This window comes from Streptomyces sp. NBC_00483 (assembly GCF_036013745.1).
Lineage (GTDB): Bacteria > Actinomycetota > Actinomycetes > Streptomycetales > Streptomycetaceae > Streptomyces.
On the sequence record NZ_CP107880.1, the window covers coordinates 8,371,592 to 8,392,609 of the forward strand.

The 21,018-nt window shown below is 66.7% G+C and carries 17 protein-coding genes and 2 pseudogenes; 8 read left to right on the forward strand and 11 right to left on the reverse strand.

The window, feature by feature from the left end; translation table 11 throughout:
* Nucleotides 1-106: 106 nt before the first annotated feature.
* Nucleotides 107-805: a hypothetical protein gene (locus tag OHA73_RS37365; RefSeq protein WP_266722738.1), complete on the reverse strand. Its 699-nt coding sequence runs from the start codon at nucleotides 803-805 to the stop codon at nucleotides 107-109.
* Between the two features lie 298 nt (nucleotides 806-1,103).
* A complete protein-coding gene (locus tag OHA73_RS37370) occupies nucleotides 1,104-1,313 on the reverse strand; it encodes a hypothetical protein (protein WP_266722740.1) in 210 nt (69 codons plus the stop codon).
* A 166-nt stretch (nucleotides 1,314-1,479) separates the two neighbouring features.
* On the opposite strand from OHA73_RS37370, the gene OHA73_RS37375 reads away from it, so the two are divergent.
* The 3 genes from OHA73_RS37375 to OHA73_RS37385 all read left to right on the forward strand — a co-directional run bounded on the left by OHA73_RS37375 (nucleotide 1,480) and on the right by OHA73_RS37385 (nucleotide 7,286).
* Complete coding sequence (locus tag OHA73_RS37375; protein WP_266722741.1) at nucleotides 1,480-1,695, forward strand: KTSC domain-containing protein; 216 nt, start codon at nucleotides 1,480-1,482, stop codon at nucleotides 1,693-1,695.
* 53 nt (nucleotides 1,696-1,748) lie between these two features.
* Complete coding sequence (locus tag OHA73_RS37380) at nucleotides 1,749-3,602, forward strand: AAA family ATPase (RefSeq protein ID WP_266722742.1); 1,854 nt, start codon at nucleotides 1,749-1,751, stop codon at nucleotides 3,600-3,602.
* Nucleotides 3,603-4,130: 528 nt separating this feature from the next.
* Entirely contained in the window at nucleotides 4,131-7,286 is a 3,156-nt protein-coding gene (locus OHA73_RS37385) for a HEAT repeat domain-containing protein (protein ID WP_266722744.1), read from the forward strand.
* A 476-nt stretch (nucleotides 7,287-7,762) separates the two neighbouring features.
* Here the strand turns inward: OHA73_RS37385 and OHA73_RS37390 are convergent, their stop codons facing one another.
* Both OHA73_RS37390 and OHA73_RS45845 read right to left on the reverse strand, forming a co-directional pair.
* The gene (locus OHA73_RS37390; RefSeq protein ID WP_323187331.1) at nucleotides 7,763-9,154 is read right to left on the reverse strand and encodes an ISL3 family transposase; all 1,392 of its coding nucleotides are present in this window, start codon (nucleotides 9,152-9,154) and stop codon (nucleotides 7,763-7,765) included.
* Entirely contained in the window at nucleotides 9,100-9,396 is a 297-nt protein-coding gene (locus OHA73_RS45845) for a transposase family protein (protein WP_353962546.1), read from the reverse strand. Before OHA73_RS45845 ends, OHA73_RS37390 begins: the two co-directional genes overlap by 55 nt.
* A 241-nt stretch (nucleotides 9,397-9,637) precedes the next feature.
* Here OHA73_RS45845 and OHA73_RS37395 point away from each other — a divergent pair, with 241 nt between their 5' ends.
* The gene (locus OHA73_RS37395) at nucleotides 9,638-10,099 is read left to right on the forward strand and encodes a hypothetical protein (protein ID WP_266722746.1); all 462 of its coding nucleotides are present in this window, start codon (nucleotides 9,638-9,640) and stop codon (nucleotides 10,097-10,099) included.
* Nucleotides 10,100-10,304: 205 nt separating this feature from the next.
* On the opposite strand, the gene OHA73_RS37400 is transcribed toward OHA73_RS37395, so the two are convergent.
* Nucleotides 10,305-11,405 (reverse strand): integrase core domain-containing protein, encoded by a 1,101-nt coding sequence (locus OHA73_RS37400; RefSeq protein ID WP_327657294.1) that lies wholly within the window; start codon nucleotides 11,403-11,405, stop codon nucleotides 10,305-10,307.
* A gap of 239 nt (nucleotides 11,406-11,644) precedes the next feature.
* A complete protein-coding gene (locus OHA73_RS37405; protein ID WP_327657295.1) occupies nucleotides 11,645-13,798 on the reverse strand; it encodes an ATP-binding protein in 2,154 nt (717 codons plus the stop codon).
* Between the two features lie 209 nt (nucleotides 13,799-14,007).
* Here OHA73_RS37405 and OHA73_RS37410 point away from each other — a divergent pair, with 209 nt between their 5' ends.
* Together OHA73_RS37410 and OHA73_RS37415 are read left to right on the forward strand one after the other, a co-directional pair.
* Entirely contained in the window at nucleotides 14,008-14,136 is a 129-nt protein-coding gene (locus OHA73_RS37410) for a hypothetical protein (protein WP_327657296.1), read from the forward strand.
* A gap of 170 nt (nucleotides 14,137-14,306) precedes the next feature.
* Nucleotides 14,307-14,396: pseudogene (locus OHA73_RS37415) on the forward strand (IS5/IS1182 family transposase); the annotation flags it as partial.
* 191 nt (nucleotides 14,397-14,587) lie between these two features.
* Here the strand turns inward: OHA73_RS37415 and OHA73_RS37420 are convergent.
* Nucleotides 14,588-15,034, reverse strand: a pseudogene (locus OHA73_RS37420) (integrase); the annotation flags it as partial.
* 11 nt (nucleotides 15,035-15,045) lie between these two features.
* Between OHA73_RS37420 and OHA73_RS37425 the strand changes: the two are divergent.
* Together OHA73_RS37425 and OHA73_RS37430 are read left to right on the forward strand one after the other, a co-directional pair.
* On the forward strand, nucleotides 15,046-15,282 hold the full coding sequence (locus OHA73_RS37425) for a hypothetical protein (protein ID WP_327657297.1): 237 nt from the start codon (nucleotides 15,046-15,048) through the stop codon (nucleotides 15,280-15,282).
* Nucleotides 15,283-15,565: 283 nt separating this feature from the next.
* Nucleotides 15,566-16,288, forward strand: coding sequence for a VWA domain-containing protein (locus OHA73_RS37430; protein WP_327657298.1), 723 nt, complete (start codon nucleotides 15,566-15,568; stop codon nucleotides 16,286-16,288).
* A gap of 295 nt (nucleotides 16,289-16,583) precedes the next feature.
* Here the strand turns inward: OHA73_RS37430 and OHA73_RS37440 are convergent, their stop codons facing one another.
* From OHA73_RS37440 to OHA73_RS37455, 4 genes are all read right to left on the reverse strand, one after another.
* Nucleotides 16,584-17,435, reverse strand: coding sequence for a hypothetical protein (locus OHA73_RS37440; protein WP_327657299.1), 852 nt, complete (start codon nucleotides 17,433-17,435; stop codon nucleotides 16,584-16,586).
* A 95-nt stretch (nucleotides 17,436-17,530) separates the two neighbouring features.
* Complete coding sequence (locus OHA73_RS37445) at nucleotides 17,531-19,144, reverse strand: extracellular solute-binding protein (protein WP_327657300.1); 1,614 nt, start codon at nucleotides 19,142-19,144, stop codon at nucleotides 17,531-17,533.
* Nucleotides 19,141-20,088 (reverse strand): carbohydrate ABC transporter permease, encoded by a 948-nt coding sequence (locus OHA73_RS37450; protein ID WP_327657301.1) that lies wholly within the window; start codon nucleotides 20,086-20,088, stop codon nucleotides 19,141-19,143. Before OHA73_RS37450 ends, OHA73_RS37445 begins: the two co-directional genes overlap by 4 nt.
* The gene (locus OHA73_RS37455) at nucleotides 20,085-21,002 is read right to left on the reverse strand and encodes an ABC transporter permease (protein ID WP_327658598.1); all 918 of its coding nucleotides are present in this window, start codon (nucleotides 21,000-21,002) and stop codon (nucleotides 20,085-20,087) included. The genes OHA73_RS37450 and OHA73_RS37455 overlap by 4 nt, the downstream gene beginning before the upstream one ends.
* Nucleotides 21,003-21,018: the final 16 nt, after the last annotated feature.

The window sequence follows — 21,018 nt, forward strand, 5'->3', positions numbered from 1 at the left end:
TTCTCGCGGTCAATGCCGGGCGACAGTTGGCGAACGGCCGCAGCCAGCCCTGCATCGTCTCGAGTTCCGGCCGCCCGTAGGTGTTCTTTCTGGTGCTCTCTCAACTTCAGAGGCCACGATGCCTTGAGTCATCTGGGATGTCGTACCCCTCAACGTCGCGGAGCCAGTAACGGGTCACGGCAGCCCTCCGCCCGATCTCCTGGGATTCAGCTACGTCCATCACTTCCCCGGAGTGCATCGCAAGCGTATGAGCGTCCTCCATGGGCTGCAGAACGGCGCGGGCCACGGCCTGTGCCGTGTCGACATCCAAAAGGCTCTCGGCCTGCCATCGTCGCAGCCGGACCTTGGCCTGCCGTGCAGCACTGCTTAGGGCTTGAGCCTCCAGCGTGCCGACTGCGTTCATTGCCTGCTCGTCCGCCGCGTTGACCTCCTGCGTGAGGTGCTTGGTGATGACTTCCTGGGCGAGGCGGGCACGCTCCTCTTCCGCATGCTGATAGTCAACCGCCACCTGTAGGGCCCGCAGGAGTTGGGCAACGCTGGGCGCCCCAGCTGGGCCGTTGGCAGAACGGTAGGTCCGGCAGGCGAGAGAGGGCACGGCACCGCTTTCGGCTAACGGATCACGGCCGTCGATCAGGACCGTTGGGGAGCCTTTGAACCAAGCTCTACGGGCCTCGGCCAGGTCGGTGATCACTCTCGTGGTGAAGTCCGTGGTGTTCAGCCCGCAGTCGTCAAGCGCCTGTCGCAGTCGCTCCTCGGTGAGCTGGCGGTGAGGACAAGCTGGCGCTACGAGGACCTCAATCTTCATGTTTCCAGGATCGCGCACCTCGGTGCCGTACGAGCCGACGGAAGTGAGGGTTTCCTGGACGTGGAGGCGGCGACCTTGGTGTCGAGGGTGGCGAGTTCGCCGTGCACCCTGCGGTAGCACCGCTACTGGTTCTCCCGCATCAGATGCAGGACCAGCGCGTGGGGCGAGCGGAGTTTGTGTGATCGGCCCGGTCCCGTCGGTCTGCAGGTGCGGGCATGGCGCCGTTTGATCAAGTCGAGACGCCGCCGCAACACGGTGTCGGGCCGGACGGACCAGTATCTGGAGCCGGTGCAGGACTTCACGGGGACACGGGCACCAGTAGAGCGGCAATGAAGGCCCAATCTTCCGGGGCGAACTTGAGCCGGCTCGCCCCGGGCTGTCCCTGAAGGACGGTGAACTGGTGGGGCAGGGCGAGGATCTCCGCGTCCTCGTCGCGGTCGCTCATCGGCAGCAACCGCAGCGCGGCGAACATGGTGGGGACGGCTAGGCAGGCGAGACAGAGTGGCACGAGTGCTCATCCTGCCGCAGCGTCGAAGCCCCTTCTGAGCCGTGCGGATGACATTTCCGGCAGCCGCACGGTCAGCAGGAGGCGGGTACTTTCTGCCAACTCCGCCCGGGCGACGCTACTATCGGTGAATCATGCAACGCCTGACACATTGGCCGCAGGAGGAGTCTTGTTGCACGAGCAGGTTCGCTCCTCGAATGTCCGGTCGGTGGGCTACAGCCCGCAGGATCAGGCGCTCGAAGTCGCCTTTCACAGCGGGGCGGTCTATCGCTACGACGGCGTGCCGACAGGCGTGCACGCGGCCTTGATGGCGGCTGCCAGCAAGGGCGGATTCCTGGCCCAGTTCGTCAAGGGCCGCTACGCCTACCGCCGCGTCTCGGGCTGACGCATACATCATTCCATCCAGGACCCGTCCACTGTCGTCGAGTTGAGGCACGCGTGCAGATCTGTTCCGTCTCCGTTGAGGGCTTTCGTTGCCTTGCGGACGTCGCCGAAGTTCCGGTTCTTTCCCAGACGGTTCTGACCGGTCAAAACGAGGGCGGGAAGACTGCTCTTCTTGACGCGCTGAACTTCTTGCTGCACGGCACAGTACTGAGCGAGAACGATCTCACCTACGTGGGCGACGGCGAGCTTCAGGAGTCAGCGGAGGATGCAGCTGCCCCGCACGCGCGCGTTCCTCAGACGGTCGTGACAGGCAGCTTCAGCCTCAGCGCCGATGAGCAGATCCGTCTCAAACTGCCCGAGCAGGTACGAGTCCGGCGACGTTACCGGCCAGAAGCGGGCATGTTCTTGGAGATCCATCGCCGTGTCTGCCAAGACCCCCAACTGCGTGACTTGGCGGAGGTGAAGCTTCCGCGGTTGAAGGAACTTGCGGCCGCACACGGGATCGATCCAGTCGGGCAGGCGAACGCCAGGGCCAGCTGGGAGCAGCCGCTTGGAGCGCTGGCCCAGCAGATGAAGCAGGTGGACGCGTGGGTGCTGGCACACTCCGAAGTGGCCGCGGCTCTGCCGACGATGGTGTACTTCAAGGGTGACTCCGTCCAGGCGCCCGAGGCCGTGATCCAGAGTCTGCTCAACTCCCGGCTGCGGGAGTACACGCGGGCCGATGAGGTATCCAAGCGAGTATCGGATCTTGAGGACTATCTCGCCGAGTCGCTGAAAGAAGACATCGACAGCATCCGCCGTCACATCGCGCAGCGCTGCACCCTGCCCTCGGTAGAGCTGGCTCCCCAAGTGCAGGTGCGCCCGGCGCTTGTAGGCGTCGAGTTGAACGTCATGGACTCCCATGGCCGCCGTTTTCCTTTGTCGTCCGCCGGCACCGGCCGCTCGCGCCGGATCTCGCTGGCCTTGTGGGAGAGCAGCAACGAACTCCTGGGGCAGCACGACGTCACGCAGGCACCCGAGTCGGATGTCCTGTTCGTCTACGACGAGCCCGACACCCATCTCGACTACGCCCATCAGCGGCGCATCATGGCGCTGCTTCAGCTACAGGCTTCGCGGCCCAACGCGCGCGTCATCGTGGCGACGCACTCGCTCAACCTGATCGACGGAGTCGACATCTCCTCCGTGGTGCACCTGCGTACCCAGGAAGGCCGGGTTCGGGCGGAGGTCCTGAACGATGACAGCGCGGACGAGGACGTGCGCCGACACCTGTCGACGATCGCGACAACGCTGGGCTTCCGCAACAGCGTCCTCCTGCACGAGCGGTTCTTCGTCGCTGTGGAGGGAGTATCGGAGACATCCGCGTTCCCCATCCTCTTTCGCAAGCACGCCAGCTTCCCGATCCAGTCTGCCGGGATCTGCCTGTGGGCCGGCGGCAGCAACGAAGGAGCGCTGCGATTCGCCCGTTTCCTCAAAGATCACGGCCGCGACGTCGCCTTTGTCGTCGACAAAGACAGCCGCACCAACCAGAGGCGCGCCTTCCGCGACGACAAGCTCAAGGAACACGGCTTCGACCTCGAGAAGGAGTGCTTCTACCTCGGCGCCCCCAATGAGCTTGAGGACCTGTTCACCGACGACGATTGGGCCGAGACGGCGAACGCACTGTGGAAGCCGAATCCCGAACGTGGCCCCTGGCAGCCCCAAGAGATCGTAGAGCTTCGGGCCGGCAAGTTCAGCTCGCAGCTGCTCGCCCTGCTCAAGGGCGGCTCTCCCGAAGGACCGCAGAACAAGGAAGACCTCATGGTCGGCATCGCAGCACACCTCGCTGCGGACCGCATCCCCGCCGCCCTGTCGACGATCTTCGACTCTCTCGTCAGTCGCGCGCAGAACGCGGGGCCGCATCTCTGGTAGCTGCGGTGGCCTGGCGCGCCGCGCGCCGTGCCTTCATGCGCATCAGTCGCTGCTGCGGCGTGGGTGCCTCCCACGTGTGTAGTCCGACCGACGCCACCCATTGGGAACCGTGGTGCCCCGGTTGGTCACCACACCAGCGGCAGCCGTCAGGGGACGGCAGCGCAGCGCTGTGCACGCGTATCACCCGACCACCCATGGAACACCGCCCGTGTACGTCGGAATACCCTCGATAAGAACACTTTCCCCGGAAAGTCATGCTCAAAGAGTGCCACCTGCCACTGACAATCGGACCAAGCCATTCCGTTTCTTGTGTCGACTGAGACTGTCGCCCGCATGACGGTTCGCTCCAGGCGCGCACGCCCCTCCCCATCTTCCAGTCATATCCATTTTTCGGTTGAAATGACCACTTAGGGTGACAGTGGATCCTCAATGCGGCATCGTAGGTCTGCAGTCCCCTCCCGATAGCATCCCCCGTGCCCGCCTGAGACAAGTGAGCGCCGCCGGTCGGTGGCGAGCAAGGAGTGCAGGATGGCTTCGGACTGGCCCGCGGAGGAAATCCGTCTCGGCGCGCTTGTCAGTCGGCGCAGTGAACGTCCCCTCACCCCGCCCCTCTCTGCCCCTGATGCACTGCCCTTCGGCGAGCTTTCCCCGCCCGTGTTCGAGCGCTTGGTTAGCGAGGTCATGTGGCTTGTCGATGGGATGAACGACATCCGCGGCTACGGGCGATCCGGACAAGATCAGGGCGGACTCGACCTCATTGGCAGGAAAAAGGGCAAGACGCACGTCTATCAAGTGCGCAGGATCGTCTCCTTGTCCGCGCCCGCGCTCCGTGCAGCCGTTACAGACTTCGCCGGCCCACCCCGCACGACTACCCCCGAAGAGAAGTGGTCCGAGCGACGGTTCGACTCGGTGCGCTTTGTCCTGGCAGCCGGTTGTATCGTCGACGACACGCCGGTGGAGGACGAACTCGTCTCTCTAAAGGAGCGCTACCAGGGCGACATCGACATCGACCTGTACGATGCACGCGCCCTATCTGGGGCCTTGAGAGATCGTCCGTCCCTTGTCGCTGGCGTGTTCGGCCCGGAGTGGGCCAAGGCGTTCTGCGGGATAGAAGCGACACCAGTTTCGTCCCTACCGCATGGCTACGCGCTGTTGAATGACCCGCTCGAGCATTTGGACCTGGCCGACGCCCTGCACCGCGCTCAGCAGCTCGCGGAGACGGAAGAGCCTGGGCCGGCCGCCGAGCTCTTCGGAGAGCTGGCGGATGCACTTGAACAGGCCTCGTTTACCGGGCATGCCGCCCAGTTGCGCACTCGCCAGCGTGATCTGCTGGCGGCCGCTGGGCAGGCCGACACGGCATTCACCGTCGCGGTTCAGTTGCTGCTGGATCGGTATGACTCCGGCGACCGTATGTTTGTCGATGAGCGCTTGGAGCGGCTGGCTTCCAAAGCCGGTGGCACGGCTGCCGACATCTACAGCGTCTTGAAGGCTCTGGCCGACTGGTTCGAGCACGGCTATGCCCTACCGCCGGTGACCGCCGCACTTGAGGCTGTGGTGCGGGCCAGCGATCCACTAGCAGCCCGCTTGGTGCTGGCAGTCATCGAGCAGATCGTTGTCGACGAACATCCCGACGATCATCCGGCGAAGCTGTCGGACCTGGTTTCCCAGGTCGCCCCCGCACAGAAGGGGCTCTTGCGGTTGCGGCTGGAGTGTTGTCTGGCAGACCTGGCCGTCCGCGCCGGACAGGGCCCGGAAGACTCTTACGCCGACCTCAATCGGCGCGCTCTGGGCGGCCGCTTACAGGAACGGTTCGCAGTCTTGGTGCATATGCGCCGCGGACGAGCCCTGGCCCTGGCAGACCTCGGAGAAGAGGCCATCGAGGCCTACCGGCGCGCAGTACTGGTCGCTACCCGAGAGGGCCTGGGAGGCGATGCCCGGCACGCCCTTCGCGCCATTTCCTTTCTGTCCGACCAGTACAACCTTGGACTCAGGGAATCGTCCCAAGCCATGCTCTCGGCCCGTACGGTCGGCGCCAAAGGCGCGCGGCTCCTCGAACTCTCCTTCAGTCCAGCCGTCAGCGCGTTGGAAGGGCTGGTCGACAACAATCTTCCGGACGCCTCGCGAGCCGCGCATCAATGGTTGTGGCAAGACCGGCTCTCCGGTGCCCTGACCGACGAGAACCTCGCACACCAGCGATACGGGGAAGTCTTCAAACGCGCAGGAGAAGTGAAGCACGCCGTGCGTCAGTTCGTCCTTGCGGGCCGCAGGAAGGACGCTTGCTCCGCCGCCGAACCAGCATCCGAGTTCCTCGATGTAAGCACCCTCCTGCAGATGAGGGCTCGGTGGGTACGCAGCGCTGCCGCAGCGGTGACCGGCCAGCAAGCGGATCTCATTCCTGATGACGCTGTCGCAGGTATCGCCGCCCGCCTGACGGACATCGTCATCACGGGCTCGCAGTCGGCAGAAGGAGACATACGCACGGTCATACAGGCACTCGGAGCGCTTGCAGCGCTCGATGAGCGACTGCCGGAGGCATCAGGGCAACAGGTCCTTCCGCTGTTGGTCGGATGGATACCCAGAGAGCCGACCACTTCCCGGTTCGTAGACAAGCAGATGCTGGCTTTCCTCGGCGCCTGCATCAAGGCCGACCTGCCCTTGGCGGGCCAAGCCGCACAAGCCCTGCTGGATGCATGGAAGCTCGATATGAACGGAGCCGACGTGCTGTTGGCCGACCTTCATTCCCACCTGTCGTCAGTTGTACCAGTGGTCCGAGAGCGGGCGCAGCAGGGACACCGAGGGGCCGCAGCTCTCCTCGCACACTGGCGGGTAGACGACCCGTCGGTCGCCGAGACCGCACGGGAACTGGCCGACAGCGTGCTGGCCGAACCAGTGGGAACGGATCGCCCCTTGTATTCCGTGGGCACCACCGCGCGACAGTGCGCGGCGTTCCTCACGGTGTACTCCAACGATGAGGTCTCCGTGGGCACAGGCGAGGCGGCCGGCATCCTGCGTGAACGCGTCACAGCACACCTCCTGTTGTGGGCCGAAGACCGCACGGACACAGCTGACCGACGATCCGACGCTGTTCATGCACTGTCCATCCTCGCCGAAACCCTGCCTGCGGCCATGCGAGACACCATGTTCGAACGGATCATGTGCCTCTACGACGATCCTGGAGAGCACCCGTCCGACGCATTTGACCGACGCACCCAGCACCCCCTGAGCCGCCACAAGATCAATGAGGGAAGGGAGGGACGCCTTCCCTTAGAGGTCTTGCAGGCATCCGCCGCTCTCGCTACCACAGGCGCTCAGGCCGCCCGCGTCGAACAGCGCCTGCTGCCCCTACTGACCCGCCCCGCACAAGTGCGAGGCAATAGCCAGCTGCAGGCACAGGCCATGCTCGCACTCGACCGTTTGACGCCCGCCCCGGTGTCCCTGATGGCCACTCATGCCTCAGAGTCCATTCGGCACTCTGCCGTGGTTTGTTGGGGCCGCGCCGATCACCGAGACCCGTCCCTGGCGCGCGTGTTCGCCCAGGACGCCAACCCTGGAGTACGCCGCGCCCTGGCTCACTCCCTTGCCGACTTCTCCCCGGATGAACAGCGCAAGTACGAGGCCATTACCGAACAGCTCCGCATCGACACCAGTGCACGTGTCCGCCAAGCCGCAGCCCGTATCCCATGAGCATGGCCCTGGTAAGCGCTTGGGCTGATGCAGGGGCGAGTGGGAGAGGCGGAACGAAGCTTGCGTTGAGGGCCGGACGGGGCTGAAGAGCCTCCCACTGCTGGCAGCGTCAGGCGACAGAGCCGGGCGATACGTCCGGTGGCGTGGTGAGAGCGCGTGGTGACCACTTCCCTGCGCGTGGTGTGACGCCTGTGTCTTCAGGATGTTCCTGTCGCGCCTGAAGTTCCAGGCGAACGGCCACGCCACGACCACATCACGCTTTCGATGCCCAGTGAACTGCAGCGATCCCTTGACGAGGCGCACGGTGCGGCTGTGCGCGTTGGCTCAGTCTGGGGCGCAGCTGGTGCTCGCTGGGATGCCGTGCAGGATGCTCTTCGACCGTACGCCGGCCTGGATTACAGAGGTCCTCTGAGGGTCGGTTCGCCTGTTGCACGCAGCGGCGAGAGCCGTGAATAGCTTTGGGTGTAGCTCTTGGCTCATACAAGATTTTCGTAGCCGTTGATCGCCCAGGGGTCGTCCGGAGTGGTGCGGTGCGGGGTGCGTCGTGAGTGGGCGACGAGGATCACGCGCTTGCGGAGCAACGGGATGCCCGCGCGTCCTGCCATCTGACGCTTGATCATTTTCAGGTCCGTGATTCTGCCCTCCGCGACGCCCGAGTTGTAGGGAAGAGTCACGGCGGCGTGCACCGCGTCGAAGTCGTCCTGCAGACTGACGGTGAAGCGGACGAGCGGGGCGAGGCCGCTCTGGCGGGCGCTGGTAATCCAGCGGTCCATGAGCGCGGCGCGCTTCTTGTCGAAGACCTCACGGAAGGCACCGATGAGGCCGTGGAGGACGCGCAGTTCGGGGCAGCGTTCCAGCAGGTGCTTGACGAAGACCTGCTGGTCCTCGCCCAGGCGCTCGGGGCGTGTGGTCAGCAGCCGGGTCACCTCGAACGCGCTGCGGGCGGGGGCGGGTGGAGGCAGGCCTGCGTCCAAGGCCTCGCGGTGGGACGTGAGGTAGAGGCGGACGGTTCCTTCGCTGCCGTGGAAGCCACGTGCGGTGATCTCGCGGGCGAGAGCCGCGATGTTGTGTTCTCCCTCGGCCCACCTGCGGTGCAGGTGCCCCTGGTAGGGGCCGATAATGCCGACACGGCGAGGCCAGACAGGGACGACCTCCTGCCAGGTGGCGGCGCGGGCATGGCGTCGTACGACGTTGCGGTCCAAGTCCATGTGCCGAGCGATCGCGCGTAGCGCCATCCCTTCGGTGAGCAGGGCGTGGACGGTGGTGTGATTTCGGCGGGTGCGCTTGGCCATGAGGCCGCCGGGGGTCCGCGGTGCGGTGGTCTCGTCGTCGGGTTCGGGCAGGCAGTCACGGTGGATGGTGACCACCTCGTAGATCTTGCGCCCGAGGTTCTGCCACAGGTGGAATCGGTCGCTGGCCTGGACAGCCTGCGGTGCACCGGCCGTCATCGCGGTGCGGTAGGAGGCCGAGCCGTCGCGGCAGGCCACCTCGATGCCTGGCTGGGCGCGCAGCCAGTCGGCGGTGGGTTCGGCATCGCTGGTGTTGAAGGCGTCGACGGGTAGACGGGATTCCGCGTCGATCACGAGGGTGGCGTAGCGGCGACCGCGCCGTAGCGCGAAGTCGTCCACGGCGACCACCCGCAACGTCGAAGTCGGCGGGTCAGGGCACTTCATCAGACGGGCGAGCAGGGACGCCCAGCTCAGGGCGTGGTGCAGGTGGAGCAGCAGCCGCGAGCCGGCCTTGCCCGCCAGCGCTGTCGCCACGGCCGCGACGATCAACTGAAGTCCCGGAGTACGGCGTTGATAGCGCAGGGTCAGCCCTTCGATCTGCTCCGCGAAGGTGGTCTTCGGCAGGCCGCGTTCTCGCAGTACAGACGCCGGACCGAAAGATCGATCCGCACCGGGCGGCCACCGACGGCCTCATCCTCGACGTGCCGCACGTACCGGCTGTGTTCCCAGCCGGAGGACTGGCCGCAGCCCGTGCACGCGGCCGGTTCCGCCCGGGACCGTGCGCAGATCACCACTGTGTCCCCGCACTCCAGGACCGAACCAATATCCACAGCAGCCAGCTGCGGCAACATCTTCAACACGTCATCGCACACAGGCAGCATCCCGCCGCATCAGCGACGTGTCACGGCCCAACAAGTCGATCAACGCTCACGAAAATCTTGTATGAGCCTAGCTCTTCCGCGGTGAGATCGTTCATGCCGTGAGGTCGTAGATCCGCGAGAGTATTCGCTCCCCCGGAAACCGGCCCTTTCCTCCAACGGCTTGACCTCAACCTCACTTGTGGTTTTAGCGTTCAAGGTGTTCAGCAAGCAGCACCTTCGACGCGAACTGTGAGACCCCGCGATGGAATTCACCGATGCCGAACTCCTCACCCAGCCCATGGGCTACTGGGCCGGAGCCGCCCAGCAGGCCATCGTCGGGCACATGAACGACTCCCTCGGACAGCTCGGCATCCGGCAGCCGCACGCCTGGTCCCTATTCCGGGTGGGCGAGAGCGAGGGTGAGTTCACCCGGGACGAGGTAGCCACGAAGATCGCCGAGACGCGGCCATACGTCGACGTGTCCGTCATCGAAGCAGCGATCGGGGACCTCGTCGAATGGGACTGGCTCACGGAGGACCAGCAGGGCCTGCTCATACGAACCGAAGCGGGGACCACGGCCTGGGAGCAGGTCACCGGCGAGGTCATCCCGGGCGCGCAAACGCGGCTGCGCGCGGGGGTCGGCGACGAGGAGTACGTCGCCGCGATCAAGGTGCTGCGGCGGATGATCACCAACGTTGGTGGCGATGCAGGGTTCGTCGCCTAGTCCCAGGCCGACCGGGGCCGGGATCGGGTCTGTACGGTGAGCGGTGTAACTCCCGTGTAGAGAGCGACAGTTGATGACTGACGTGACGAGTGGCGTCGAGGCCGACAAGGCGGCCACGGTTGTTTCGGAGGCCGTGGACGATGCCCTGCTGAACGAGCTGATGGATCGGCCCCGGTGTGCGTGCCGATAATTGCGTCCATGCAGGTCAGGAAGCATGTTGGTACTCGTGGAGTACGCCGCCGAGACGATCGTGTCGGCGAACGCGAAGCGGCTTGAGCTGTGGTGGATTGAGCGGTTCCGGCACGACTCGGAGGGGTGCGGCAGCCTGCAGTGTGCGGTGGGTGCGGTGATGGTTGTAATGCTGTTCGTACTCGCGGAGCGCTCGCCGCAGGTGGGCTTCGTTCCAGAGCAGGGTGCGGTCGAGGACTTCACGGCGCAGGCTGCGAACCCAGCGTTCCATGATTGAGTTCATGCGTGGCGTGCGGACGGCGGTGAGCACGGTGCGGATCCCTGCCTGAGAAAGGATCTCGTCGATGACGACGGGGTATTTTGCGTCGCGGTCGCGGATCATGAACTTGATGGCGGTGAGCTGTCCGGCGTCTTCGAGGTCCATGACCAGGTTCTTGATCGCCTGGGTGACCCAGGCGTGGGTGGGATGCGCGGTGGTGCCGAGCACACGGACGTTTCGGTGGGCGTGGTGGATGGCGGCGAGGATGTACTGACGTTGTCCGGTGAGGGTGACGGTCTCGATGAAGTCCATCGCGAGGATTGCCTCGGCCTGGGAGTGCAGGAATGTGGCCCAGGTGACGTTCGAGCGATGGGTTGAAGGATCGATGCCTTCGGCCTTGAGGATTTCCCAGACGGTGGAGGGTGCCAGTTTGATGCCGAGGAGTGTGAGTTCGCCGTGGATACGCCGGTAGCCCCAGGTGGGGTTTTCCTCGGCGAGGCGGAGTATGAGGCGGCGGACGGAAGTGACTGTGCGGGGGCGGCCGGGACGCGGGTTGCGGCTGAGATGGACGTGACGGCTATTCATGAAGTCGCGGTGCCGGCGCAGGACAGTGTCCGGGGAGACGATGAGCCGTAGCCGGCGCAGGGCGGTTCGTGGCAGCGGGGCGAGGAGAGCGGCCAGGAACGCGCGGTCGGCCTCCTGAAAGCCGGGGCGTTGGCTGCCGAGCCGGCGTTGCAGGACGGCGAGCTGGTGCCGCAGCGCGAGGATCTCGACGTCCTTGTCGTGGTCGCTCATAGGGATCAGCCGCAGGGCGGTGAAGGCGTGGGGGACGGCGATGCAGGCCAGGCGTACGAGCATGGACAGTGATCATTGCCGACCGCTGTCGTCGGCGCGACAACAGGGCTGAACTGTACCGCCGTAATATTCGGCACCCACAGGGCCGGCGTCGTAGGGGTCGAAGCCGGTGTCGTCCACGAGCTGCATGGCCACGCGCCGCGCCTCCTCGGAGTCGCCGGCGACGGGGATGGCGATGCGGCCCGGAGTGCCTGCCGGGACACGCTTGCGAAAGTCGAGGGGGCCGAATCGAGCCCGGCAACTCAGCCGGACTCAGGCCCGTTTGACTGATTCGAGACGCTGCGCAGGACCTCCATCACCCCCGCGTGGACCGAGGAGACGTCCGCTCCGCTCGCGTACTGCTCGGTGTATTCGTCCGGGCCGAGGGCGGCGCGGACCGCGTTCTCGCAGGTGCGCCGGTGCTCGGTCATCTCGGGGGAACCCAGGTGCGGGGTGCCGAGGATGTCCCAGGCCCGGTCGACGAGGCCGAAGAGGCGGGCCGCCAGATCGGGGTGCTGGTCGCCGGTGGCCGCGACGGCCAGGGAGTCGAGAGTGATCGCCATCCCGTAGAGGTCGTCCAGGCGCCACTTGGCCTCCAGCGACGACAGGAGCGAGGCGATCGCCTCGGCCGGACTGCCCTGGGCGATGCAGTGGTTGCCCCAGACGTAGTCCGCGTACGAGCGGATCCAGATCTCGCCGAGGGGATCGGTCAGTTCCCGCAGTCGGTCCACCCGGGCCCGGACCCCGTCGGCTTCGCCGAGCATCATGTGTGCGTAGCCCCAGGTGGGCAGGGCGGACAGCTCGATCATGGGAGGGCCGGTGCGGGAGGCCAGTTCGTGTGCGGCCGCGTACAGCGGCAGGGACTCGGCGGGCGAGCCACGCAGGGTCATCGCGGCGGCCTGGACCCACATCGCCCCGGCCAGGGCGGGCTTGTCGTCGTACTTCTCGGCGAGGATCCGGGCCTCCGCCGCCCGGCGGGCCGTGGTGTCCAAGTCGCCCTGGCCCAGCGCGACATAACCGCACGACCACAGGGTCCGCGCCGCGGCGCGCGGACGGTCGGGCGCGAGGGCGAGTGCCGCCTCGCTGTAGTACCGTCCCTCGCGCAGATGGCCGCAGCCGAACCAGAAGTAGAGCAGGTCGCTCGCCATCTCCAGGGCCGCGTCCCGGTCCGTGCGCAGACAGGTGTCGAGGGCGGCGCGCAGATTGGGCAGTTCGGTGCGGGTGTCGGCGTGCCACCGCGCCTGGTCGGGCCCGATCCACGCCTGGTCGCCGCGTTGAGCGAAGTCGCGGTAGTAGTCGCGGTGGCGCAGCCGCACCGGGTCCGAATCGCCGACCCGTTCGAGCCATTCGGCGCCGTACTCGCGCACGGTGTCGAGCAGCCGGTAGCGGGGCTCCGCCTCGCTGTCCTCGGCCAGGACGACGGACTTGGCGAGCAGCCCGTCCAGGACCTCGGTGAGATCGCAGTCGGCGAGGGGTTCCGAGCTGCACACGAAGTCGACGGCCTTGCGGTCGAAGCTGCTGGGGAAGACGGAGAGCCGGGCCCACAGCAGCCGCTCCCGCGGGGTGCACCACTCGTGGCTCCAGCCGACGGTGGTGCGCAGCGCGCTGTGCCGTGCGGGCCGCCGCAGCGGTGTGGCGCCCGGCAGTCCGTCTTCGGCGTCCAACTCGGCTGCCGGGTCCGGCGGTTCGGACCCCGCGTTCGCCGACAGGACGGCCATCCGCCGGCCAAGGCGGTGCACGAGATAGTTGACGGACGTGGCGCGCAGCAGTCCCGAGGCGAGCTCGATGGCGAGTGGCACCCCGTCCAACAGGGTGCACAGCCGGGCGAGTTCCTCCGGGGTCACCTGACCGGGCGGCTCCTCGTCGGGCCAGGCACGGGCGCGCAGTAGATCGAGAGCCTCGCCCTCGGGCCCGGTGTCCATGGGGCCGACGTCGACACGACGCTCGTACGGGATGTCGAGGGCCTGCCTGCTGGTGGCCAGGATGCACAGTCCCGGCGCCTCGGCGAGCAGGGTTCTGGCGAGCCGGGCGCACGCCTCGACCAGGTGCTCGCAGGTGTCCAGAACGAGCAGCAGCTCGCGGTCGCGCAGATACTCCGTGAGGACGTCGATCAGTGGCTGATTCGTCTGGTCGGCGACGCCCAGGACGCCCGCGAGCGTGTGCTCGAGGAGGTCGGGGGAGAGGACGGGGGACAGTTCGACGAGCCAGACGCCGTGGCCGAAACGGGGAGCGGTCCTGGCGGCGGCCCGCAGGGCGATGCGGGTCTTGCCGATGCCTCCGGGCCCGGTCAGGGTGACGAGCCGTGAGCTGCCGAGCGCGTCGAGCACTTCACCCAACTGCCTTGCCCTGCCGATGAACTGGGTGGTCTCGATCGGCAGATTGCCGTACTTCGGCCTGTCGCTGTGCGTGGCCATCATGCGAACCCACCCCTCCCAGCGGGACATCAAAGGAACCACTGGTGCACCGTTTTCCAGACACGGAGCGTTGCACACCCGGCCACCCCCTGCCACCCGAACGGAGGACAGAGGGTAATGGCCCAGGTCCGGCGCGGCCGTGTTCCCGCCCCCGCGGCGCGAGCCGGATCCGTATGGCGCGCAGGCGCGTTGACGCCGGACGGGCTCGGCGTGTGCCGTCCGGTACGGCATCCGCAGAGTCCCAGGCGCTGCGCATCGCGCTGACCATGCCCGCCGACGCCCCGGCCTGGTACTACGAAGGCATCGTCACGCCGACCCCGGCCGCCGACGCCCAGGGGTAGCGGCTGCGGGTGCCGGTCGGGCTGCGGGTCGAGGGGGGCCGGCGTTCCACCGCCCTGCGGTCGCACTCTCGACGGCGGAATCAACGGCTTCGCGATCTCCCACAGACCATCAGGAACGTTCCAACTCCACGTATCCTCGCTCGTGTTGAGGTACTACTCCGCCTCACCACATACAGCGGGTGGTGCCGCCGGCGCCGGTTCGCCCGCAGGGTGGAGGCCACCGTCGACGAGGTGACCGAGAGGTGCTGGCCGCGATCCTGCCCAGAATGCGGACCATTCTGTCGGCGTGCTGGATGGCGGCGAGGACGTACTGGCGTTGGCCGGTGAGGGTGACGGTCTCGATGAAGTCCATCGCGAGGATGGCCTGGGCTTGGGAGCTTAGGAAGCTGGCCCAAGTGACGGTGGTTCGCTGCGGTGTTGGGGCGATGCCCGCGGTCTTGAGGATTTCCCAGACGGTGGACGGTGCGACCTGGACGCCGAGGAGGGCGAGTTCGCCGTGGATGCGGCGATATCCCCAGGTGGGGTTCTCGGCGGCGAAGCGGAGTACCAGGCGGCGGATCGAGGCATGGGTGCGGGGGCGGCCGGGGCGTCGTTTGGCACTCGCACGGGCGTGGTGGTTCTTGAGCAGGTCGCGGTGCCAGCGCAGGATGGTGTCCGGGCTGACCAGTAGCCGGAGTCGGCGCAGTGCCGCGCGTGGGAGCGGAGCGAGCAGGGCGGCAAGGAACGCGCGGTCCGCGGCGTGGAGGCGGATGCGCTTGCCTTCGAGTTGTCGCTGCAGGAGGCCGAGTTGGTGGCAGAGGGCCAAGATCTCGGCGTCCTTCTCGCGGTCGGTCATAGGCAACAAACGGAGGGCTGCAAACGTCTGGGTCATGGCGAGATAGGCCAGGCGAAGAAGCATGAGTAGTGATCATGTCGGATCGCAGACGCTCCCGTCCTCGCTACGATGGCCTGCGCGGAAGTATTTTCCGGCACGCACAGGTCGCCACCACGACCATCCGCGACCTGTACACCTACGTACGCTCCACGCTGGCCGATGTCGAAGGCGTGCTGCACATCGAAACCAGCCTGACGGGCCCGTATCTCAAGCACGCCCGCACCATCAGGACCTCCGAAGGCGTCAACAAGGTCCTGCCCCGCAACAACTAGCCGGTTTGCGTGAGGGTCCCGGCTGCCGTCTTGGGCGTCCGGCCTGACGACGAGCAGGACGCCGTGCTCCGCGACGCCCTCCACCTCGCCGGCATTGAACTCGGCGCCTGCGGCGTACGCGTTGCCGTCTGGCTCGCCGACTGGCCATGGTCGACCGCCGCCTTCGCCCGCCGTCAACGCGTCGTGGATCAACCGTGCCCGGCAGGCGTGGAGCTGGCTTCACCGCAACCATCCGGCCCTTCCAGCCGTCAACCACCTACGACCACGCAAGGAGCACACCCGTATGCCGATCGACTACGTGAAGATGCCCACCGGACTCGTCAGCCTCACGAAGGCTGCCGCCGTCTCCCTGCGGAAGCAGGGCCTCACTGGGCAACGAGCCGCCGTCTACCTCGTCCTCGACCGGTCCGGAAGCATGCGCCGTTACTACAAGGACGGCAGCATGCAGCACCTCGCCGAACAGGCCCTCGCCCTGTCCGCGAACCTGGACGACGACGGAGTCGTGCCCCTCGTCTTCTTCGACACCGAGGCCCACGACGCCGTCGACATCAGCCTCGACAACTACGTCGGCCGGATCGCGAAACTCCACGAAGCGCTCGGCCACATGGGGACCACCAACTACGCCGCTGCCATGGACGCCGTCATCAACCACTACCTCGACAGTGATGCCAAGGCGCCCGCGTTCGTCATCTTCCAGACCGACGGCTCCCCCGACTCCCGCCGCGCTGCCGAACAGACCCTGTGCAAAGCAGCCAAGCTGCCGATCTTCTGGCAGTTCATCGGCTACGGCGACGATGAGTTCAGGTTCTTGCGCAAGCTCGACGAGCTGGCCGTGCCGAAGAAGCGGATCGTCGACAACGCCGGCTTTTTCCCGGCAGGCAAAGACCCCAAGCTCATCCCCGACGGGGTCCTCTACGACCAGCTCATGGGCGAGTATCCGGACTGGCTGCGGGCCGCCTCCACCGCCGGAATCACGGCACACGCCGACTGCACATTGCGGGAGTGACCGCCCATGCCACCGAACCTTGGACGGCGCAACAGGCAAGCTTTGCCGTTGAGTTGGGATTGCGGGCGCACTCGCTGGGTTCCCTGCTCCGAGACCGGGATGTGCGGTACACCGAATGCTTCGATGCGGGCTTGTGGACGCGCAGTGCCTGGCGCACCAGTTCGCCGACGGTCAAATGGGCGCCGTCTCCTCCTCGTGTCATCCGCGGGAGTCGTGTCCCGGGTCGCCGACATGGTGTTTGGTCGCCCGGTGGTGTGTCGTGGCCGAATGTGTTCGGCGACGACACACCACGGGTTCATTCCCAGGTCAGGGCGGGGCCAGTGGGTGTGAGAGTGAAGGGTGTGGCGGCGATGTACCACGTACGGCCGTGGTCGTTATTGCCCTGGAAGAGCAGATGGCGCCGACCGTCGTGATGGAGCACGCCCGGGTGGCCGCTCTCGGAGGAATTCCAGGTGCCGGGGGCGCCGACGGGGAGTACGGGTTCGGTGCTGCCGCGTTCCCACCGGACACCGTCCGGACTCGTGGCCCAACCGATCTGCTGGGGCGCGTTGTTGTAGGCACCGGCGTAGAACATGCCGAAGCGTACGCCGTCCCAGGTCAGGGCGGGTGCCTCGATGCAGTCCTGTTCCCAGTCGAGTTCGGGCCGCAGGGCCGGGGCGTGCGGGGTCAGATGGGTCCAGGCGTCGGCTCCGAAATCGCTGTCGGCGGCGGCGGTCGCGGTGCCGATCATCTGGACCTTCATGTCCGGGTCGCGGGTCGCGTAGGCCAGCAGGACGCGGTCGCCGTAGAGCACCGCATCGGCGTCGATGGCCCGGCCGCACGACCAGGCGAGCGGCGCGCGTAGCACGGGGTTGTCCCCATGTCCGCTGAACGATAGGCCGTCGGTGCTGCTCGCGTGGCAGATCGCGTCGTTGCGGCCGGTGCCGTAGGACTGGAAGAACAGGTGGACGCGGTCGCCGATGACGACCGCTCCCGGTGCCGCCGCGCCGCGGGCGTCGTACTCGCCGAACGGGGCGAGTACGCGGCTGAGCGTCCAGTTCGCCAGGTCGTCGCTTTCGGCCACGCCGATGCTCCAGCGGTCGCCTTCGCCCGCCGGGCGGCCCGGCGGCAGGGTGAGGTACATCAGGTAGCGGCCTTGGAACCACACCGCTGAGGGGTCCTTGGCGAAGGAACGACCGTCTGGGCCTGGTGCGCCCCAGGGCCTGCCGAGGATATGGATCTGCTGTCGTGTCTTCACGGTGGTCAGCTCTTCCTCGTGGCGAGTGCTTGTTCGTACTCCGCGCGCATGGCGTCGCCGCCGCGACGGCGCCACTGTCGTATGGTCTCGGGCCAGCTGGAGACCTTGGCGCGGCCGAGCAGGATGTTGTTGACCGAGTCGTCGAGGAGCTTCGTGAGGAGCTGGCCCTTGGTGGTGGACGTGGGCGAGTACAGGCCGTATGTGGGGCTGAGCTTCATGTGCGGCGCGGCGGTCCGCAGATTGCGGTACGCGGACTCGGTGGCCTCGGGGAAGCCGGGGAAGAACAGCGCCTTGGGCGAGTCGGCCAGGTACTGGATCGGGAAGTCGCCGAGCCCGGTCTCGCTGTTGCCGCGGTCGGTCAGGACGGGGTCGCCCTTCTCGAAGTTGAAGTCGTAGCCCTCGATCCCGTACTTGCGGAAGGTGTATTCCTGTGTGCCGATCGGCGCCGCACACCAGTTGAGGTACTCCAGGATCGCCTCGATCCGCCCGGGTTCGGCGCGGCTGAGGGCGGTGATGGAGTTGTTCGGACTGGTCAGCCACATCCTGCCCGGCTTTCCGTCGGGTCCCGGGATGACCGGCAGGGCGACCTCGAAGCCGCCTCGGCCCTGCTGGTAGAGGCCGGGGAGGGCGGAGTAGGTGTCCTGGAGCATGGCCACCGTCCCCTGGCGGAACCAGACCTTGCCGTTGAAGGCGGTGACTCCGTCGGGGTGGACCATCTTCTGTGTGGTCATGCGCCGGGCGATGTCCAGCGCCTCGTGGTACTCCTCCGTCTCCCGGAAGAACGTGAACCTTCCGCCGCGCTCGCTCCACTCGCCGGACAGGCCGAGCATCGTCGCCAGGGTCTGGATGGGGGCGGAGGCGAAGGCCCAGTGGTTGCGGCGGTCATCCGTCATCTCCTTGCCCATGGAAAGGAGTTCGCTGACGTCGTGGAATTCGGGGTCCACGTCCCGTTTACGGAACAGGTCTGCCCTCGACAGGAGCGTGACCACCGCGAACGCGCCGCGGGTGATGGGGACAGCGAAGATGCGGCCCGAGAACACACAGCCCTGCCAGTTCTGAGTCGGCAGGTTCGCGAGGAACGGGTACTTGTGGATCGCGCTGCCCGACAGGTGCGGGGTGAGGTCGTGTGCCTTGGCCTCCAGGAGCTGCGGCAGATAGGCCGGGTTGTTCACGATGTTCCACACGTCACCGAGCGCGTCACCGGCGACCGACGTCTGGAACTTGTTGTCGTAGTCCCCTCCGGGCGTGATGGCCAGATTGAGGCGGACGCCGGTGCGCTTGTTGAGCTCCAGCCAGTACCGGTTGCGCTCGAGCGAGGGCGGGACCGGCGAGTTGGTGGGCACATGGCCCTGGACGGAGAGGCCGCGCCCGGGAGGTCGGTCGAAGGCGCGCATGGCGTTCGACGGGTAGTGCAGGTACGTCTCGGGCATCAGCGGATGGGTCGTGGGCAGGTCCGGCTTCACACCCTGCCAGCGCCGGTGTTCGGGCAGTTCGACGGGCTTGTTGATGGCGGTGACGTCCGTGGACCGGGTGACGGTGGAGCAGCCGGTCAGGGCGCCCGCCCCGGCCAGTGCCGCGCCCATGAAGGTGCGGCGGCGCAACGCGTTGGGCACGGTCATCCCTTCACCGCCCCGGTCAGCATGCCCTTGTTGAAGTGCCGCTGCAGGAACGGATAGGCGATAAGGATCGGTACGGTCGAGATGACGAGGATCGCCATTTGGATGGACTCCTGCGGGGGCAGTGCCTCGCCGGTCCCGCCGAGTTGGGAGCTGCCGAGCTGGGTGTCGTTGATCACGAAGGTGCGCAGGACCAGCTGTAGCGGCCACTTGGCGCTGTCATTGAGGTAGATCATCGCGTTGAAGAAGGCGTTCCAGTACGCCACTGCGTAGAAGAGGCCGATCACCGCGAGCACGGCGCGCGACAGTGGAAGTACGACGCGCCAGAAGATGCCGAACTCGCCTGCGCCGTCGATGCGGGCGCTGTCCGTCAGCTCGCCCGGGATGTTCATGAAGAAGGCGCGCAGGACGATGACGTTGAAGCCGTTGACGGCCGTGGGGAGGATCAGCGCCCACAGCGAGTCGAGCAGCCCGAACTCCTTGACCGTCAGATAGCTCGGTATGAGCCCCGGCGTGAAGAGAAGAGTGAGGAGCACCAGCATGAGGATCAGCTTGTGGCCGACCATGGCGGAGCGGCTGAGCGCGTAGGCGAGCATCGTCGAGAGGGTGAGGCTGACGAGCGTGCCCCCGACGGTGACGACGCCGCTGATGAACAGTGACTGGGTGACCACGCCGCCCGCGAACAGCGCGCGGTAGGTGGACAGGTCGACGGATGTGGGCCACAGGACGAAACCGCCTGCCTGCGACACCTCTTGGGGGCCCGCGATGCTCGTCGAGACGATGCCGACGAACGGCACGATGACAAGAGTGCACAGGACCACGAGTACCAGGCCCTTGAGGGCGCGTACCGGCAACGAGGGTGCGTCCAGGGGGCGTTCGCCCCGTGAGGCGGACCGCAGGGACGTGAGCGGCGTGCGGTTGCGCACGCGGGGTTCGATGGTCGTCATCGCTTTTCGTACACCCCAGACTCGCCGAAGACATGGGCCGTCCGGTTCGCGCCGTACACCAGCGCGACGCCCACGATGCCCTTCACCAGACCGACCGCCGCGGCCATGCCCCACTGCCCGCCGACGATGCCGTTGTTGTAGACGTACGTGTCGAGCACCTCGCTCGCCTGTCGGCCGAAGGCCCCCTGCTGCAGCAGGATCTGCTCGAACCCGACCGTCAGTGAGTCACCGAGCCGCAGGATCAGGAGCATGATGATGATCCCGCGCATGCCCGGCAGCGTGACGTGCCACAGCTGCCGTGTCTTCGACGCGCCGTCCACGCTGGCCGCCTCGTACAGGGACGGGCTTATCTGGGCCAGGACCGCGAGGAAGAGGATGGTGGCCCACCCGGTGTCCTTCCACATCACCTGACTGGTGACCACGGCGATGAACGCGTCCGGGTTGCCGAGGATGTTCACCGTACCGTGGCCGGCCGCCCGCAGCGCGTTGTTGAGCAGGCCGCCGCCGCCCAGCATCTGCTGGAAGACGGCCACGACGATCACCCACGACAGGAAGTGCGGCAGGTAGAGGATCGACTGCACGATCCGCTTGAGGCGCTCCGGCAGCAGGGAGTTGAGCAGCAGAGCGAGCAGGATGGGCGCCGGGAAGACGAACACCACCTGGATGACGGTGATTGTCAGGGTGTTGCCCAGGGCGTTCAGGAACTCCTTGTCGCCGTTGAACAGGATCGCGAAGTTGTCGAGTCCGACCCAGGCACTGCGCCCCAGCTGCACGAACGGCAGGTACTCCTGGAAGGCGATGAAATTGCCGAGCAGTGGCAGGTAGGCGAAGGCGAGGAGCAGGCCGAGTCCGGGGAGTGCCATCAGGAGCAGGACCCTGTCGCGGCGGACGCGCTGCCACAGGCTCTGCTTCATGCCGCTCGGCGCACCC